Below are 17,695 nucleotides of genomic sequence, written 5' to 3'. Positions count from 1 at the left end.
GTTCCCGGTCCTGAGGTCAGGAGGGCGGATAGTGGCCGGGAAGGATTGTCGCCGCTGCGACAAGACCGCCGCCCGGGGGGGGTAGGCGGCGGCGATCGGCCTTGTCAGCCCGCGAACGTCACCGTTCCGTACTGGTAGTACGTCTTGCCGTTCTCGTCACCGGTGTGGTAGCGCCCCGTCATGACCTGGTTGAAACCGGCCTCCGTGGTGTGGCCGCTCTCCGTGTAGGAACCCGTCCACGTCCGGCCGGTGATGCGGACCTGGCGCCCCTGCAGGTAAAGAGCCCCGGTCTTGTACTCGGTTTTGCCGTTCTCGTCACCGTGGTGCCAGCGCCCGACGATCGCCTGGTCGAGCGGGGCGGAGAAGTTAAATCCGTTCTCCTTCACGTAGCCGAACCAGTCGCCGGTGAACACGTCCACCCGCACGCCGTCGATGAAGATCCAACTGCACTGGTAGGTGGTGTCGGCGTTCTCGTCCCCGATGTGCGACCGCCCGGTCATGACCTGGCCCGCCGGGCAGACGAACTCGACCCCCGACTCCTTCACGGTTCCGCTGTAGACGTACTCGACCTTGATCGTCGCGGCCGAGGCCGGGATCGGGATGTTCAGCGCCGCGACGGCGACGAGCGCCAGCGCGGCGAACGCGAACTTCTTCATGTCGTCCTCCTTTCCGGGGTCAGGCGTCGAGGGTCACGTAGGCGTGCTGGTAGCGGGTGTAGCCGTTCTCGTCCCCCGAGTGCGCACGGCCGATCAGGACCCGCCTCCCCTCGGTGTCGGTCTGGTAGTTGTGCTTGCTCTCCTTGAGGTTGCCGGTCCACACCGGATCGATCAGCCGCACCGTCTGCCCCCGCCACGACAGGGAGGCCGGGAGGTACCAGGTATCGCCGTTCTCGTCCCAGACGTGCATGCGCCCGACGAGCGCCTGGTCCGGCGGGGAGGAGTAGTTGGAGTTGCTCTCCGTGTAGCGCAGGCTCCAGTCACCGATGCTCACCTGTACCTGCTCGTCGTTGATGAAAATCCAACTGCAGGTGTACGTCGTGTCGGCGTTCTCGTCCCCGTAGTGCGACCGCCCCGTGAGCACCTGGTTGGTGGGGCAGACGAACTTGTGGGAAGGTTCCGGCTTGGTCGCGGAGTAGGCCGGTACGACCCTGATCGTCACCTCCGCCGCGAACGCGGCCGGTGCGGGCGAGACCACGGCCAGGGCCGCCGCCGAAGCGGCCACCACCGCGGCGTGTACTGCCTTGCTGTACGTCCTCATCTTGCTGGGTTCCTTTCCCCGTGCGAATACGGCCAGAGAGACCGCGCAGTGCGGGCCAAAGTATGAGTCGCGCGCAGTGGAGAGGGCATCCGCCTGACGGGTGATCAACTATCCGCCCGCTTGCGGACGACTCCGCGTCATCTGCCGAATCCGCCGACAGGACGAAACCCCGGCCCCCGTTTCCGCAGGGACCGGGGCTCCGTTGTTTCGCCTGGTCAGTCGTTCGGGGTGTCGTGGTAACCGCTCACACCGCACACGTCGGCCATGCTTGCTGCGCCGGGGGTGGTATGTCCGATTCCCTGACACACGCCAGTGCCGGTAGTTCGGTCTTTTACTCACTCCCCACTCTGGTGGAGGGAGTCGAGGCGGGTCATCTCATCCGGTGAGAGCCGCAGGGCGCCGGCGGCCACGTTGTCGGTCAGGTGATCGGGGTCGCCGGTGCCGGGGATGGCCAGCACATGTGGTCCGCGCTGCAACGTCCAGGCCAGCCGGACCTGCGCGGCCGTCACGCCGTGCGCGCGTGCGACGGCGAACACCTCCTCGCTGTCGGTGACCCCCGCACCCGCCTCGCGCCCGGCACCGGCGATCGCGAAGAACGGTACGAACGCCACCCCCTGCTCCCCGCAGATACGTAGGAACTCGTGGTCCTCGGGCCGTGCGCCGATGCCGTAGGCGTTCTGCACGCAGACCACCGGCGCGATGGCCTGGGCCTCGGCGAGGTGTGCGGGCGTGACGTTGGAGATGCCCAGGTGCCGGATCAGCCCGGCGTCGCGCAGGTCGGCCAGCGCGCCGAAATGCCCGGCGATCGAGCCGGTCGCCAGGCTCCGCGGGATGCGCAGGTTCACCACGTCGAGGTGGTCCCGGCCGAGCTGGCGCAGGTTCTCCTCGACCTGGCCACGCAGCTGCTCCGGCCTGGCCCACAGCCACTCACCCGACGGATCCCGGCCCGGCCCGACCTTGGTGACGATGACCAGATCATCGGGGTACGGCGCCAGCGCGTGGTTGATCAGCTCGTTCGCCGAGCGCAGCGCCGAGAAGTAGAAGGCCGCGGTGTCGATGTGGTTCACCCCGAGCTCGACCGCGCGGCGCAGCACGGTGATCGCCCGGTCACGGTCGCTCGGGGCGCTGTTCCCGAACACCGTGCCGTGCTGCGTCAGGCGCATCGCGCCGAACCCGATCCGGTTGACCGGCAGGTCACCGAGCTCGAAGCTGCCCGCTGCCGCAGCGGTGATCGTCTTTGCGGTCATCGAATCTCCTTGAGCGTGGAGGCCCCGCCTTCAGGCATGGGGAGGAGGTCAAGGTCGAAGTCTGCCAGCTCCGTCGACGGGGCAGGGCTTCGTCGTTTCACGCTCCCACTCACCTTGGCGCTGTGGGAGACGGCTGTGTCCGCCCCCAGATGCGGTGGGAGTCCGGTACGGGATAAGCGGTGTCGGTGGGGGTGATGTCCCAGATGCGGGTGGAGCCGAGGTGGGTGTCGAAGGGCAGCCAGCCGGGGTCGCCGGTAGCGGCGAAAGAGGTCCATGCGGTGCGGATCTGCTGGGACAGGGCGGCGAAGCCGGCAGGAGGCGGGGTGCCGAGCAGTCCGTCGCGGTGATCGAGGCCTCGCCCTCCACCCGGGACGGCAGCGGGAGCTCCGTGCTGTGCAGCACCCCCAGCCGCTGGGTGGCACGGGTCAGGGCGACGTACAGGTCGTTGAGCCCGCGTGGCGACTCGGCGACGATCAGGCCCGGCTCGACCACCAGCACCTCGTCGAACTCCAGGCCCTTGGCCTGCCTGACGTTCAGCACGACGACGGGGCTGGGCGCACCGGGAGCCTCACCGACGGACGCCTCCGGCACCCCCGCCGCGATCGCGAGGCCGAGCGGTTCCAGCAGCGAGTCCGGCGTGATGACCGCCAGCCGCCGATCGATCAGCCCGGCGGCCTCGATCGCGACGACCTCGATCAGCCGGTCGGTGAGTTCCTCCGGCGGCACGCGGAGCCCCCAGGGCTCGACACCGCTCTCCCGTACCGAGACGGGCGCCTCAAGGCCGGCGTCGATCTCCGCCAGCACATCGGCGGCGACGGCCATGATCTCAGCCGGCACCCGGTAGTTCCGGGTGAGGTTCTCAAGCCGCCAGCGCCCCTTGACGTAGGGGTCCAGCACCCGTCCCCACGACAGGGTGCCGGCCAGATCGCCGCTCTGCGCCGTGTCGCCGACGACGGTCATCGACTTGGCCGGGCATCTCCGCATCAGCAGCCGCCAGGCCATCTCCGACAACTCCTGCGCCTCGTCAACGATCACGTGGCCGAATGTCCAGGTCCGGTCGGCCGCCGCGCGCTCGGCCGAGGTGCGGTGGTCCGCCTCCTGGTGCCGCTCGGCGAGCGCCTCCGCGTCGACCAGGTCGTTGACCGTGAGCATCTCGGCCTCCTGGTCGTCCTCCAGGTCGGTGGCCCGCGAACCCATCGCGACGTCCAGCACCCCCTGGGCGTAGGAGACCCGCTCACGCCGTTCGTACTCCTTGAGGATCCGCTCCGCCCGGGTGTCCTCACCGAGCAGCTCGGCCGCCTCGTCCAGCAGCGGCACATCGGCGGGCGACCAGCCACCGCCGGGCTCCCGTAGCAGCAGCGCCCGATCCTCGGGGGTGAAACCCGGTGCCGCGGAGGCGATGCGATCCGGGGAGCCGAACAGATCCGTGAGCAGTCGCTGCGGCGTCAGGTCGGGCCACAGCTCATCGAGTGCGGCCAGGACCGCCTCGTCGGTGAGCATCTCCCGGCGGATGCTCTCCACCTGGTCGTCGTCCAGCAGGAGCTCACCGTCGAACGGATCGGTGCCGACGCGTTCGGCGTACTGCTCGGCGAGAGCTCTGCTGATCTCCCGGACCACGAGCGGCCTGGCCGGGTTGTGCGGGGACAGAGAGTCCCGCGCCAGGTCGCGTGCCCGTTCGCAGGTCTGCCGGTCCAGGCGCAGCGTCTGTCTCTCGTACTCCACCTCCAGGTGGTCCTCCGGCACCCACTCGCGGTCGCGTACGGCGGCGGCGACCACCTCGGCCATCGCCGACCGGCCCTTCACCTCGGCGGTCTCGGGCGTCTCCTCCCGTTCCGCGGTCACCCCGGGATACAGCCCGCCGATGGTCGACAGGAGCACGCTCGTCTCGCCCAGCGTGGGAAGCACGTTCCCGATGTAGCGCAGGAACGTGGCGTTCGGTCCGATGACCAGCACCACCCGCCGTGCCAGCTGCCGCCGGCGGGTGTAGAGCAGGTAGGCCGCACGGTGCAGCGCCACCGCGGTCTTTCCCGTCCCCGGTCCCCCCTGCACGACGAGCACTCCGGTGTGCTCGGACCGGATGATGCGATCCTGCTCGGCCTGGATCGTCTGGACGATGTCGGTCATCCGGCCGGTCCGGCCGGCGTTCAGGGCGGCCAGCAGGGTGGCCTCGCCCGCCAGCCCCTCGTGCCTGGCCCCTGCCGCGGATTCGAGATCGAGCAGCTCGTCGTGGACCTCGATCACCGTGCGGTCGCGGTCCTTGATGTGCCGGCGCAGCCGGACGCCCTCCGACGTGACCGCGGTGGCGAGGTAGAACGGGCGGGCGGCCGGCGCCCGCCAGTCGATGAGCAGCGGGGCCGTGTCCTCGTCGTCCCCGTCGTCCCCGTCGTCCCCGGCATCGCCGAGCATGCCCATCCTGCCGATGTGGCGGCACTCGCCGTCGAGCATGTCGAGCCGCCCGAAGCACAGGCCGTGCTCGGCCGCGTTGAGCCGGGCGAGGCGTTCGGCGTAGGCGGCGTGCGCGGCGTCCTTCTCGACACGTGCCTGGGCATTGCCACTGGACGTCGTGAGCACCTGGGTCAGCCGTCCGGTGACGTGTTCGCGGAGCTCGTCGAGGCGGCCGTACAGCATTGACACGTACTCCTGCTCCGCACGCAGCGCCTCGCTTGACAACAGCACTCCTCGTGATACAATTAACCGGCAGATGTGTGTGTTCCGTACCATGAGCGACCAGTAGCGTAGCTCTTGTCGGCACGCCCGTCCAACCTTTCCCGCGCTCGTCGTCGGGCAGTGGCTCTTCCTGCACCCATGCCGCGACCGCGCGAGGTCGGCCTCGAACGTCATCGCGGGTTCCGCGGACCGCTGCCGCCGATCGTCGGCCCCTCCCCGGACGCCCGGAGCAAACGCGCCGCCGACATGCGGACCACCCGCCACAGCCTCGATCGACCCGGCCCCGGACAGCTGAGCGCCATCACCAAACCCAGCGCTCACCGCATTTCACACCGTCCATCCGGTGAACGACCGACCAGAGCAGTGACGCAAACAGCCTGAACAATTAGGCTATTTGGCGTTTAATGGCAATTATTCCATTGGTCGCATTTGGCCTCTTTGGTCGCCAATCACGTGGCAAACATCCGGGTCATTGTCCGGCATGGTCGTGTACAGTCAGAGTCCTGTTTTCAGCCCTCATTACGAGTGGCAGCCAAAGAAAGGCAACAGGAGATGCAGAAAGCAGCCATCGATCGGGTAAAGCTCATTTTCGCCCTGCTCGACGCGGACGGCACCGGCTACCTCGAAGCCGAGGACTTCGAACTCATGGCGACCCGCGTCATCGCGGCGGCCCCCGATTCCGACGACGCCACCAAAGCCGCCATGCTGGCCGCTTTCCGGCGCTATTGGACGACTCTCGCCGCCGAACTGGACGCCAACGACGACAACCGCATCAGCTTCGAGGAGTACACCGCCTGCGTCCTCTCCCCGGAGCGTTTCGACGCGGCGATCACCGGCTTCGCCGAGGCGCTGGCCGCGCTGGGCGACCCGGACGGCGACGGACTCATCGAGCGGCGTGTCTTCGTGGCGCTCATGACGGCCATCGGCTTCGAGCGCGCGAACATCGACGCCCTCTTCGACGCGTTCGGGCCATCGGACGCCGACCAGATCATGGTCTCGGTCTGGGCCACCGGCATCAAGGACTACTACCACCCGGAGAAGACCGGAATTCCGGGCGATCACCTGGTCGGTGGGCCGATCTGATCGAAATCACGGCAGCCTGACATATCCGGCCTTCGACAGAGGAACACAGGTGGAACCAGTCATCGGACTTGCCGTCGGCCGGGGAACGGGCCCCGAACTCGCGACGGTCTTCGAGCGGGTGCTGACCAGAGTCGCCGACGCGTATTCGGTCAAAATCAATGTCACCCGGTCGAAACGGGTTTACCACTCCTATTCCTCGTTGAAGGCCGGCGCCGAAATCGAGCGGATCCGCGAACTCACCGGGGAGGACGCCGACCACTACGCGGAGTTCTGCCGCACGCGGGCCGCTCTCGGCGTCCCGGCCATCTTCCGCACAGCGATCAACGCCCAGTCGCTCTACCTGGTCCGCCAGCGTCTGCAGGCGGTGAAGGTCGATGCCATCGCCACCCCGGAGGCGTCACTGCTGCTGGTCCGGGACGAGGCCCAGGGCTTCTACACCGGGGAGAACAGCCACGCTCCAGGCGCACTCATCCGCACCATGGCGTTCAGCCGGGAGATCACCGAGAAGGTCATCGCCTTCGCCGTCCGGCGTGCGCGGCGGCAGTGGCCGGACGGCGGAATCGACCAGATCGTCATGGCGTACAAGTTCCATCTGCTCGACGGAGCCCTCGACGAGTGGGTGGCCGAGAGCGCCGCGCGGCACGGCGTCGAGATCCGCCTGTTCCAGCCGGACACGGTGAACCGCAACCTGATCGAGCACGGTCCGCGCCCCCGCACAGTGATCATCGCGGGCAACGAGTGGGCCGACATCATGCACGTGGTCCTGCTGGACCGCTTCGGCGCCGGGCGCCAGGAGAACCGCTGCACCGAGAACGTCTACCTGCACCCCGACGTGGCCGGGCTGGTCGAGTACCAGACCGTGCACGGCTCCGCCGACGACCTGACGGGAACGGACACGGTCAACCCGGTGGCGACCGTACGCGCCGCGGCGATGATCGCCGAGCGGCACGCGGGCTGCGCCGGGGCGGTGCGGATGGTGGAGCACGGCCTCGAATCACTCGGCCACCAGGGCATCGGCACCCCGGATCTGGGCGGACGGCACTCGACCACCGCCATGGTGGATGCACTGCTCGACGTGCTGGAGCCCGCCGGACAGCCGGCCGTCAACGACCCCGCTCTGAAGGCTGGAGCTTGAAGTGCCGCATCGCGCACCGCCGGCTCCGCATTGACCAGCCCCAGCCATCACGATGTGGAGGTGCAACCAGATGGCTACGTTGAACACACGCCGGCAGACCGGCTCCGGGGTGCTTCCTGAACTCACATGACCACCGCACTGGTCGTCGTGGACCTGCAGAACGACTTCTGTGTCGGGCCGACCGCCCGCGCCCGGTACTCCGGCGCCCCCGCGACCCTGGAGGCCGTCGCGACGAACACCGCGCTGGCCGTCGACCGGGCGCGGGCCCGCGGCATGGAGGTGGTCTTCGTCCGGTTCGTCGGCGACGCCGAACACCAGGGTCCGAGTTGGCGGCGCCGGGACCGCGTACAGAACAAGCCGCTCAAGTGCCTGGAAGGCTCGTGGGGTGCGGAGTTCCATCGGGTGTCACCCCTGCCGGAGGAGCGCGTCTTCACCAAGCAAGCGTGCTTCGACGCCTTCCTCAGCGCCGGGTTCGAGCAGCACCTCGTCCGTCGCGGCATCGGGCGGCTCGTGTTCGCGGGCCTGTACACCGACGTCTGCGTGGACTCCACCGCCCGGACCGCGTTCCAGAAGGGCTTCCACATCACGGTGCTGACCGACTGCACCACCAGCCGACACCTGCCGGACGCGGACATCCTGCGCTTCATGGCCGTTCTCTACGGCGCCCACCTCACCAGCCATAACCACCCGTGGACGCCCTCAGCCGGAGAGGAGGACCCGTGCCAGGTGTCGAAGGCGGCGTCGGCCTGACCGCCCTCATGGTCGCCGCCGCGCGGGCGATCGAGACCCACCGGCCCGATGCCCTGGCCGGCGACGCCTACGCCGAGCACTTCGTACGCGCCGCCAAGGTGTCCGCGGCCTGGCCGGTCCGCCCGACGGAGGTGCCGGACGGGGACGCCAACCCCCTGTGGGGCAGGCTGGGGCGCTATTTCGGCCTGCGCACCCGAGTCCTCGACGACTTCCTCATCCGCTCGGTCCACGCGGGCGCCCGGCAGGTCGTTCTGCTCGGCGCGGGCCTCGACACGCGGGCCTTCCGGCTCGGCTGGCCGCCGGACCGGGTCATCTACGAGATCGACCGCGACGGCGTCCTGGCGTTCAAACACCACGTGCTCGACGGCCTCGCCGCCATCCCGGCGGCCACCCGCCACCCGATCGCCGCCGATCTGCGCGACGACTGGACCCAGTCGTTGCTGAGCACGGGCTTCGACCCGGCCGTGCCGACCGCGTGGCTGGCCGAGGGCCTGCTGCTCTATCTCCCGCCGACCGCCGAGCGGCATCTCATCGACACCGTGGACCACCTGAGCGCCGAGGGAAGCACCCTGGCCTTCGAGGTCAAGCTGGGGGTGGAGTCTCCTGAGGTCCGCGCCGGCCCCGTCTACGTCGCGACCAGGCAGCAGATCGGCATCGACCTGCTCGCCCTGTTCGACGGGGAGCCGCGCCCCGACTCCGTCGGCCACCTGCGGGAGTTGGGTTGGTCCACCGCGACCCACACCCCCTTCGACTTCACCCGCCACCACGGCCGCGGCCCACGCCCTGAGCCGAACGACGCCCTGGCGAGCAACCGCTGGGTGTTCGCCAACAAGCCCGGCAGGTACCGCTGATCGGCTTCTCGGCGGTAACCGCCTGATGTCACACCGCTGGTGTCCGGGCTACGGAGGGGCGACTCTCTTTTGACTCGGGGTGAGGAACGCCTCCGTACCGAGCTTGGGAACGGCTGTGGAGCCGGGACCGGCGGCGCGAGTCCCGGTCATCACCACCGGTCCCGGGGTCAGAAATGCGGGCGGTGATCGGGGAAGGCCAGTGCCCACGGTTGCGTGGGAAGGTGGGCAGCGGCCTTCTGGGACGGCCCGTCATCCGGCACGTGGGCATTCGGACAGGACCACTCTTGGCTGGGGCCGCAATGGCGCACATCCCGGCCGGGCGTTCCTTGGAGAATGCATGCGGCGCGCTTCCGGCTGATGACAACGAGCAAGGTGCGGATTAAAAGCCGACTGCACCCATTCGCCTTCATGGCCGCTGAGCTGGTGAGTTGAGCGCGGTCCGTGCATGGTCCGGATCCTGAGATCCAGCTCGCTCGCTGCGGTTTTTAGTAATTTCGATTTTCTCGTCATGCCCTCAGAATGAACCGGCGGCTGGCTGGAACTTCGCCACCGCCCCTGTCGTTGATCGATCTGACCACTTCTTCTCGCATAGTGAGGGCCTTTGTCACCGATCGGGTTACGGCTGGTATGCCTGGCCACCTCTGCATTCATGGTCGCCGGATGTACCACCACGACATCCAGTTCTACTCCCAGCGAAACCCCCGTCATCCCACAGCCGGTCCGGGAGGCAACGGAGGGCGCGGAGAATGTGGAGGACGAAGGAGCGGGGTTCGTTGAGATTTGTGTCACAAAGAGGACACGAGTACGGGTCAACTATCGGGGTTGCGATGACGCACAACCCAATGTCACCTGGTACTTTCTCCCGCTGGACGTTCGGGTGCCCGCCACCGGCTCGAAGGCGAAGCGAGGCTCGTTCAAACAGCCGTCTGGTGACTCGTACCGAGCCCCTGCGAAAGGTGGCATCGGCTCGGAGGTGCGGATCGCCGACGTCGAGGACCGTGTTGAGGTCTGCGTGCTCAAAAGTAGTCGAATTCGGTTCTCTGACATCAGGTGCGATGATGGCGAGAAGGGCTACGACTGGTACTACATCCGGATCGACGGCCATGTTCCAGCAGTAGGCAAAAAAGCTGAGGACGGCTCCTTTCGGACACCGTACGCAGAGGCACACCGTGCCCGTAGAAACGGCGGGGACGCCGCCAAGGCTGCGATCGGTTATGAAGATCCAGACATGCCCGAGACGGAGGAGGACGAAGAGGAATATTGCACCACAACCATCAACGGCGAGTGCGTTGCCACCAATCAGTGCACAGAGACTGTGAACGGCGTCTGCACCAGGACCGAGAACGGTTCTCTGGAGTCAACCTCCAGCGAGTGCCGCAATGTGTTTGTGGGCAAGCATTGGACGCGTCGCTGCTGATCGATCGGTTGGCATGTCGGCGCCGACGTGCCTCCCATGGTCCACGCCTCGAAAACCAGCAGATCACCTCCGCAGAACCGGTTCTTCACCTTCAAGCTCGAAGAGCCGACATACGGGAGTTGCCCGGTACGGACCTGGCCGATGTCCCCACGGAAAGTGACATCCCAGGCGGAGGTGTGCTCCTGATTCGTACTCCCACCCTCAACTCACGGAGGTAGCCCGTGCAGCAGGCAGAGCCGTAGCTGCTCGCCAGGACGCCAACGCCGGAGAGGCAACGAACCCCGGCGCGAGCTGGTCGTGTTTGGGGGCTCAGGTGAGGTGGTCGAATTCGCCGTCTTTGGCTCCGGACAGCCACGCGCCCCACTCCCCGGGGCCCTCTCTGACAGACTGGTGTGACACACCGCGCTAATCCTGTTCTTGCTGCTCAGACAGAGGGTGTGGCCGGCGCCCTGCAGCCGCCGGCGGGCCTGGCCGGTGCCTGGGGCGGCATGCTCGGTCGCCCGTTGGCCGAGGGATACGTGTCGGTGAACGTCGCGGCGGGAAACAACGCCTGGCGATGCTCGGCCATGAACGCGAACACGCTGCCTGCCGGGATCAGCTCCCGGCAGGTCTGCCACACACCAGTTCTCCGGCCCATGCACCCTGCATGCCGATGAGTCTGGCCCCACCAGATCTGACGCGAGGCCAGAACACAAGATCTTCAGTGGACTTCTACTACTAGGGCGCTATGGAATGATGTTTACCGGTTGATCCGGGAGGGTAGCCGACTGCCAGCCCTGATCCGGCGGGAGACCACGTGCGAAGGACGCCCAGCGGGCGCGTACTTCGCGACCCAGGCTGTCGATCGTTTCCCATGGCTCCGTGCCGAGCATGGGTGCCTTGCTCCAGGCGTCGCGATCTCCCAACAAGAGCGGAAGATCCATGCAGTGGGGTGCGCCCAGCCAGCTTTCCTGCGCTACCCAGTCGAGCCGATAGAGCCAGGCCTTCTTCCCGGCCGCCAGGGCTTCAGCCGCCCTCTCCTGGCAGGGGCCGATGAACATCATGGTGTTCATGTCCCCGGTTTGCGGAGCGAACTTGCTGAGATCGACATCCGGCCCGGGCTGTTGCCCAGCTTCTATAAGCACGAACGGAAGGAAGTCGTCCTTCGTCCAGCCGGCAATCAGGTCCACGTGGGTGGCCACCTGCCCGTCCGGGGGGGACGCGGGGAGCCAGTCTGCGACCTGCTTACGACTTGCCTTAAGTCTTCCTTGCGCATCGACGAGGTCCGCGATGCTTGCGGCGCGTGGATCCGCCCCCAGGATGTCGATGAATTGCCGCGATAGCTCCTCGGCCTTCTGACGATCGCGGAGAGACGGATGTACATCCGGGCCGCTTTGAAGGATGGCGCGGTCGAACAGCTCGCCGCCCAGGCCCCATTCCAGCATGCGCGCGATGGACATCGCGCCGGCGGACTGGCCGAAGACCGTCACGTTCTTGGGATCGCCGCCGAATGCTCCGATGTTCTGGCGCACCCATCGCAATGCAGCGATCTGGTCGCTCATGCCGGGACTGGGATCGGTATCCCGATCCCCGGGGAGCACCAGGTACCCCAACGCGCCCAGCCGATAGGTGATCGTGACGACGACCACATCTTGCTCGCCCGCCAGGCGGTGTCCGTCATACCACGGCAATTCGCCACCGCCGGTGACGAACGCCCCACCGTGGATAAAGACCATGACCGGACGATCGCCCTCGCGGGCCGGTGTGAAGACCGAGAGCACCTGGCAGTGCTCATCCTGTGCCAACGGCGCGTTCGGGCCCATGACGAGCTCGAGTCGTGAGGGTGACTGAGGTGAGACCGGGCCTCGTTCGCCGGGTACGGGGTCGGCGAACGGCAGTCCTTCTGCCTGGCCGAACCGCTCCGCCCTCGCGTAGCGGATGCCTCTAAACGTCAACATCTCCAAAACACGGACCCCTTCTCTCGTGATCATGCCGACGTGCTGGCACGCTATTCATCCGTCGTGTATCGGCATGTCGACACCCCAGCATGCTGGCATGCTGGGGTGTCCCCTATACGCGAAGGGCGCCACATGAGCACACATCACCCACGGCACGTAGTGGGGGCGTTAGTAAGAACTCTGCGGCCAGGGACCAAACTTCCGCCACCGACCACGCCCGCTGGGCCGGTTACCGTTCAGCGCACGGTCTCCGTCCGCGGCGGCATCATGGTCGTCGGCCAGAAGACCCAGGTCGGCCAGGTGCACGCCCGAAAGATCCTGGACGTGACCGTCGATGACACCCACCTCGCCATCCACGCCGACGGCGAGCCGATCCGCGTCGTTTCGCGAACCACCACCCAGGAGGTCACCCGGGTCAAGTCCAGAGCGCATACTAAACAGCGAAAGACCAGCTAGGAGTGTCAAGCATCAAGCGAGTCACGACACGGCTCTTCACCCTCAAGCTCGAAGAGCCGACATACGGGAGTCGCCCGGTACGGACCTGGCCGATGTCCTCACGGAAAGTGACATCCCAGAACGATCTCAGCTCCTCACCCTGCCCAATGCCCCCACCGCTTCTGGAGGTCGGGATCAGTCCCAGAAGTTGAACATCGCCTCGCCAGCGGGTTTCCAGCTCGTTCGCCGTGAGCTCAGAAGGGTCAGCGCGAGCCATCGGCAGGGCCAGCTTCGCCTCGCTCAACAGCCGGCACGGCTCACACTCACCGAATCCCGCTCGCCAACCGGATCGCCCGGAAACGACACCGTCATGCCGTTCTCACTCCCCCACCGAGCAGGTGCGAGAACCGGAAGGAGCGTCACGATCCCGCCGCAGCCCGCCCGAACTCGTGGACGACCTCGATCACACCCACGATGTGGTCGTTGAACTCCGCCAACTCCTCGGCAGGCACCCATAACTCCAGGATGTCCCTGCCGCCCGCCTGCCGGACCGGATAGCGAGCGACGAAGTCACTGTCGACCTGGAACCGGGTGACGTAACCGACCCCGGAGTGCGGGACGTTCCAGTCTCGGGCGATCTTCACCGCGTACGCCTCGTTGAGCACCGGATAGAAGATCGGCTGCTCCGGCAGACGCGGCGGCCACCTGCGCCACCCCGACCGGCGCACCAACTCCAACTCCTCCGGCCCGGTCGGCCTCCAGAGCGTGGTGAACCCCACCGGCCGCATCGACATGATCCCCTCCCTCTGGCAGCCATTCTCGTCAGACGAACCCAACGGAAGCGAACCGTTTCTTTAGCCGAGGTGTGCTCCCGATTCGTACTCCCACCCTCAATTCGCGGAGGTGACACACCACGCTAATCCTGCTCTTGCTGCTCAGACAGTGACGACGCGTCGCATCCCTGCTTGGCGGGGCCATGTTCGAGGTGGTCTTCGTACACCCCGACCTTGAACGTGATCAGGTCCAGGCACCGGGTCAGCTTGTCCATCTGGGCGAGCACGTGCTCCCGGTGCCGGCGCAGCAGCGCGAGCCGTTCTTCCTCGGTGCCGGAACCCTGCCTGACGAGGTCGGTGTACCGGCGGATCTCGGGGAGGGGCATGCCGGAGGCGCGGAGGATGACGCAGAGCCGCAGCCACTCCACGTCGTCCTCGCTGTAGAGACGACGTCTGCCGGGTCCACGGCCTACGGGATTGGCCAGGACGCCTTCACGCTCGTAGAAGCGCAGCGTATGCACGCTCAAACCGGTGCGTTCGGCGACCTGTCCGATGCTCAGATCCTGTTCGACGTTCGGCATGCCCTTCACAGTAGGGGCTTGCCCTAGAGCCGACTCTAGAACCTAGAGTACGCCGCATGATCACCCCGGTCCGCGACCACTAAGGGAGTTTGACCATGCACTACCGTGTTCTCGGTGGTACCGGCATCGAAGTGAGTGCCCACTGCCTCGGAACCATGATGTTCGGCGCTGTCGGCAACCCCGACCACGACGAGTGTGCCCGCATCATCCACACAGCCCTCGATCAGGGGATCAACTTCGTCGACACCGCGGACATGTACTCGGCGGGCGAGTCGGAGGAGATCGTGGGAAAGGCGTTGCGCGGCCGTCGTGCCGACGTCGTGCTCGCCACCAAGGTGCACTTCCAGATGGGCGAGGGCCCGAATCGCAGCGGTAACTCCCGGCGCTGGATCATCAAGGAGGTCGAGGAGAGCCTCAGGCGCCTGCGCACCGACTGGATCGACCTCTACCAGATTCATCGCCCCGACCACACGACCGACATCGAGGAGACGCTCAGCACGCTGAGCGACCTCGTGCACCAGGGCAAGATCCGCGCCTTCGGCTGCTCCACTTTCCCGGCCGAGGAGATCGTCGAGGCGCATCACGTCGCCGAGCGCCGCGGCCTGCTGCGCTTCAGGACCGAGCAGCCGCCGTACTCGCTGCTGGCCAGGGGCATCGAGACCTCCGTACTGCCGGTCTGCCAGCGGTTGGGAATGGGGGTGCTGACCTGGAGCCCGCTGGCCTCGGGCTTTCTGACCGGCAAGTACCGCAAAGGCCGGCCCATCGATCTCACCACCGGTCGTGCGGCACTGACACCGGCACGCTTCGATCCCTCGCTTCCGGTGAACGCCACCAAGCTGGACATCGTCGAACAACTCGTGGAGGTCGCGGACGGCATCGGCTGCTCGCTGCCCGAACTGGCTGTGGCCTTCACCGTGGCACATCCCGGCGTCACCTCGGTGATCGTAGGGCCGCGAACGATGAACCAGCTGGAGACGCTGCTGAAGGGCGCCTCACTCATCCTCGACGACGCGACCCTTGACCGAATCGACGAAATCGTGCCGCCCGGGACCAACGCCTACCAGCCGGACGGTGCCTGGCGCCCGCCGGTGCTGGCCGACACCGCCCGACGCCGCCGCCCGCTCACGAGCCGTTCCGCGGCCTAGACCGACTCCTCGCACCCGGTGCGAGGACACCGCCACAGAGGACCTGCGCCCGGTGCCACACCGCTGCCTGTGATGCGAGAGCTTCGACCTCATCGACTCTCGGATCGACCTCCCAGCGTCCACGGCGAGGACACTGTCGCCATCGGCGACCACGGAAGGTTCGTCGGAGATCGTCAACCCACTGGTCGGGGATTTCCCATGGGATGAAGTAGCCGCCATGGTCGTGGGCGTTGAGGTTGACGTGGCTGTACCGGGCGGCGGTGGACGACGCCGTCGAGCGGCTGCGCCCGGAGGCGTCCGGTGATGCCACGGTTCACGGGCGCGCCGTGGACGTCACCGATCCCGCGCAGGTCAAGGCGCTGTGAAGCGCCGCGGTGGACGCGCTCGGCGGGGCCGACCAAGGCGGCGGCGGCCAGGTCTTCAACATTCTCGGCGACGGCGACGGCGGTATCCGCCCTGGACTCCTTCACCCGGTCGCCGGCCAAGGAGATCACCGGCACCGGCGTACGGATCGGGCAGGTCAGACCCGGCATCCTCATCACCGAGGGATGGCTCCGGGGGGCCGCCGTCGCCCCTCCGCGCTGTTCCCTCCAAAGGTCATCGCGCACGTGCTTTAGCAATCTTTAGTACGCCTACGATAGGTTTGTCGTAATTTACCGCCAGTGCCCCCAGAGAACGTGCCCCCGATATTTGCATTCGGATGATTTCAGCAGGGTCTGTGTTCTGATCTGATGACGAGAGTATCGCGGAACATTATGATTCCCTTCGAAAACCTCGTGGCGGCATCATCTATCAAGATCGCAACATGCTGTGTCGAGCGGTCTTCGGTTGGACGGAGGGGATCCGTTGACCCGGCGCAAGAAGTCGGCCATAGCACTGGTGTTGATCACTTTCTGCCTCGGCTGCGGTGTGTGGACTTGGTTTCTGTCCGGCCGGCCCCTCGAAGAAGCGGACAACTGGTCCAGCATCCTCTCCGGCTTTGCCGGTCTTGCCTTCGGCGTATCCGGCCTGGTTTTCGGGCTTCTCGCGATCCGCGACTCCCCGCCGACCACCCCTGAACCACACGGACGTCCTGCCACGTCCAAACCAGATTCAGCGACCGGTTCCATACGGATCGACGGGGATGTCCACGGGCCGGTCATCTACGGCGACAACAACACCGTCGAGAAATAAGCAGAGCGCTGATGCAGGATCCCCAGAAACCCGATGACTCATCGATCAACATCAAGGGGAGTGTCTTCGGTCCAGTCATAAAGGGAAACAGCAACACTCTTACATTTGGGATCTCCGCACGCCAGTGGCGAACGATATGGATCATACTTACGGCAATTCTTCTCATCGGTTCCGCCACGATCATATTCATCGTCAGCGACTACTGGCAGACCGAACGCGCCACACGCGTACGCGTGGGCGCGTACACCGTCGTACTGTACGGAAGTGCGGCCGGCGGTGCGACATTTGAACAACAAGGCGAGTTACGCATTCGCAGGTCAACCGATCGCCTACCTTACGAGTGGTGTCTCAAGGTAGGAAACCCCTGGGCTACGCCCGCACCCGGCGCCGTCTGGTTCGGCACCAATGGCACTTGTTTCGGAAATGGACTCGATGAGGCAGTGGCTCACATTCAAGAAAAGAATGGAGAAACCCTTATCACGCCGGTAGACCCGCCACCGACACTGGAACAGAGCCCGAACTCCTTTACCGCCACGTCGGGGATTTCCACGGATCCTTACGTGCCCGATCGGGGCGAGGTAAGATTCAGTGCTTCAGCCTCGAAGCTTGAAGGTGTGCTCAGCCTTCAGGGGTTGGAGACGGCCGGCAGGAGCACGAGAGGAGTCTTCACCGCCACGCTGAGGGCTTCCCTGGCTTCCGACGACCCTGAAGCGCCGATCTCCTCACCGGTCGAACCGGCGCCGTACACCGACACCAAGGGCTCAAACTCTGCCGCGCACAAAGTAGACGGTAAGCGTTATACCGTTAAGACCATCATTTCCTTCAGGCAGTTGGCCGGAAACCCAGAGTTCATCAAAAGCGAGCAGGCACGCTTCGCCGGAGCTGTATTCGTGATAGACACCCGCCAGGGCGGCACTTTCGTCTACGACCCTCCGGACTCCCGTAGTGATATCTTTCCGGTCACCGGAACGGTCACAAGCGCCGATCCGTTATACGTTCTGTCCGGTCAGCGTTCGTCGGAAAGCGTGGACGCGAAGACCGTGATCGGCGGGACTCTGGACCTCAGTGGCAGTGAGCCAACGCTTAAAGTAACCCTCACCACCACTGCGATCACGACTAATTCTTACGAAATCGAGGCCATACTGCAGGTACGGGACGTATAGTCACCGCCGACCTTTGGCCAGAACATATCGCTCGAACCGAAAAAGCAAGTAGGTCCAGAAATGTCGTCCGGTTCATGGCCG

At 66.1% G+C, this 17,695-nt stretch carries 18 protein-coding genes; 10 read left to right on the top strand and 8 right to left on the bottom strand.

Annotated features, from left to right (window positions below):
- Positions 1–104 precede the first annotated feature (104 nt).
- The 4 genes from ABT061_RS14840 to ABT061_RS14825 form a co-directional block, all read right to left on the bottom strand.
- The gene (locus ABT061_RS14840) at positions 105–656 is read right to left on the bottom strand and encodes a hypothetical protein (protein ID WP_350916746.1); all 552 of its coding nucleotides are present in this window, start codon (positions 654–656) and stop codon (positions 105–107) included.
- Positions 657–675: 19 nt separating this feature from the next.
- Complete coding sequence (locus ABT061_RS14835; RefSeq protein ID WP_350916743.1) at positions 676–1,257, bottom strand: hypothetical protein; 582 nt, start codon at positions 1,255–1,257, stop codon at positions 676–678.
- 335 nt (positions 1,258–1,592) lie between these two features.
- Positions 1,593–2,504: an oxidoreductase gene (locus ABT061_RS14830; protein ID WP_350916740.1), complete on the bottom strand. Its 912-nt coding sequence runs from the start codon at positions 2,502–2,504 to the stop codon at positions 1,593–1,595.
- Positions 2,505–2,552: 48 nt separating this feature from the next.
- Complete coding sequence (locus ABT061_RS14825; protein ID WP_350916738.1) at positions 2,553–5,180, bottom strand: AAA family ATPase; 2,628 nt, start codon at positions 5,178–5,180, stop codon at positions 2,553–2,555.
- A gap of 543 nt (positions 5,181–5,723) precedes the next feature.
- Between ABT061_RS14825 and ABT061_RS14820 the strand changes: the two genes are divergently transcribed.
- The 5 genes from ABT061_RS14820 to ABT061_RS14800 all read left to right on the top strand — a co-directional run bounded on the left by ABT061_RS14820 (position 5,724) and on the right by ABT061_RS14800 (position 10,407).
- A complete protein-coding gene (locus tag ABT061_RS14820) occupies positions 5,724–6,254 on the top strand; it encodes an EF-hand domain-containing protein (protein WP_350916736.1) in 531 nt (176 codons plus the stop codon).
- 49 nt (positions 6,255–6,303) lie between these two features.
- The gene (locus ABT061_RS14815; protein ID WP_350916733.1) at positions 6,304–7,389 is read left to right on the top strand and encodes an isocitrate/isopropylmalate family dehydrogenase; all 1,086 of its coding nucleotides are present in this window, start codon (positions 6,304–6,306) and stop codon (positions 7,387–7,389) included.
- Between the two features lie 126 nt (positions 7,390–7,515).
- Positions 7,516–8,139: a cysteine hydrolase family protein gene (locus ABT061_RS14810; protein ID WP_350916730.1), complete on the top strand. Its 624-nt coding sequence runs from the start codon at positions 7,516–7,518 to the stop codon at positions 8,137–8,139.
- Positions 8,109–8,990, top strand: coding sequence for a class I SAM-dependent methyltransferase (locus tag ABT061_RS14805; protein ID WP_350916727.1), 882 nt, complete (start codon positions 8,109–8,111; stop codon positions 8,988–8,990). Before ABT061_RS14810 ends, ABT061_RS14805 begins: the two co-directional genes overlap by 31 nt.
- 973 nt (positions 8,991–9,963) lie before the next feature.
- The gene (locus ABT061_RS14800; RefSeq protein WP_350916724.1) at positions 9,964–10,407 is read left to right on the top strand and encodes a hypothetical protein; all 444 of its coding nucleotides are present in this window, start codon (positions 9,964–9,966) and stop codon (positions 10,405–10,407) included.
- 424 nt (positions 10,408–10,831) lie between these two features.
- Here ABT061_RS14800 and ABT061_RS14795 read toward each other — a convergent pair whose 3' ends face one another.
- Together ABT061_RS14795 and ABT061_RS14790 are read right to left on the bottom strand one after the other, a co-directional pair.
- Positions 10,832–11,026 carry a hypothetical protein gene (locus ABT061_RS14795; RefSeq protein ID WP_350916721.1) on the bottom strand — a complete coding sequence of 65 codons (195 nt, stop codon included), beginning with the start codon at positions 11,024–11,026 and terminating at the stop codon, positions 10,832–10,834.
- Positions 11,027–11,132: 106 nt separating this feature from the next.
- On the bottom strand, positions 11,133–12,344 hold the full coding sequence (locus tag ABT061_RS14790; protein ID WP_350916886.1) for a carboxylesterase family protein: 1,212 nt from the start codon (positions 12,342–12,344) through the stop codon (positions 11,133–11,135).
- Positions 12,345–12,611: 267 nt separating this feature from the next.
- On the opposite strand from ABT061_RS14790, the gene ABT061_RS14785 reads away from it, so the two are divergent.
- Positions 12,612–12,800, top strand: coding sequence for a hypothetical protein (locus ABT061_RS14785; protein WP_350916718.1), 189 nt, complete (start codon positions 12,612–12,614; stop codon positions 12,798–12,800).
- 398 nt (positions 12,801–13,198) lie between these two features.
- Here the strand turns inward: ABT061_RS14785 and ABT061_RS14780 are convergent, their stop codons facing one another.
- Both ABT061_RS14780 and ABT061_RS14775 read right to left on the bottom strand, forming a co-directional pair.
- Entirely contained in the window at positions 13,199–13,573 is a 375-nt protein-coding gene (locus ABT061_RS14780; protein WP_350916715.1) for an ADP-ribosylation/crystallin J1, read from the bottom strand.
- Positions 13,574–13,695: 122 nt separating this feature from the next.
- Positions 13,696–14,133 carry a MerR family transcriptional regulator gene (locus tag ABT061_RS14775; RefSeq protein WP_350916712.1) on the bottom strand — a complete coding sequence of 146 codons (438 nt, stop codon included), beginning with the start codon at positions 14,131–14,133 and terminating at the stop codon, positions 13,696–13,698.
- Between the two features lie 95 nt (positions 14,134–14,228).
- On the opposite strand from ABT061_RS14775, the gene ABT061_RS14770 reads away from it, so the two are divergent.
- From ABT061_RS14770 to ABT061_RS14755, 4 genes are all read left to right on the top strand, one after another.
- Positions 14,229–15,278: an aldo/keto reductase gene (locus ABT061_RS14770; protein ID WP_350916709.1), complete on the top strand. Its 1,050-nt coding sequence runs from the start codon at positions 14,229–14,231 to the stop codon at positions 15,276–15,278.
- 230 nt (positions 15,279–15,508) lie between these two features.
- On the top strand, positions 15,509–15,643 hold the full coding sequence (locus ABT061_RS14765; protein WP_350916706.1) for a hypothetical protein: 135 nt from the start codon (positions 15,509–15,511) through the stop codon (positions 15,641–15,643).
- 481 nt (positions 15,644–16,124) lie between these two features.
- A complete protein-coding gene (locus ABT061_RS14760) occupies positions 16,125–16,451 on the top strand; it encodes a hypothetical protein (protein ID WP_350916704.1) in 327 nt (108 codons plus the stop codon).
- Between the two features lie 11 nt (positions 16,452–16,462).
- Positions 16,463–17,614: a hypothetical protein gene (locus tag ABT061_RS14755; protein ID WP_350916701.1), complete on the top strand. Its 1,152-nt coding sequence runs from the start codon at positions 16,463–16,465 to the stop codon at positions 17,612–17,614.
- Positions 17,615–17,695: the final 81 nt, after the last annotated feature.

This window comes from Streptosporangium sp. NPDC002544, from assembly GCF_040295965.1.
In the GTDB taxonomy this organism is placed as follows: Bacteria; Actinomycetota; Actinomycetes; order Streptosporangiales; family Streptosporangiaceae; genus Streptosporangium.
Note: the sequence above shows the minus strand (reverse complement) of the source record. Positions and strands in the feature narration are given on the sequence as shown.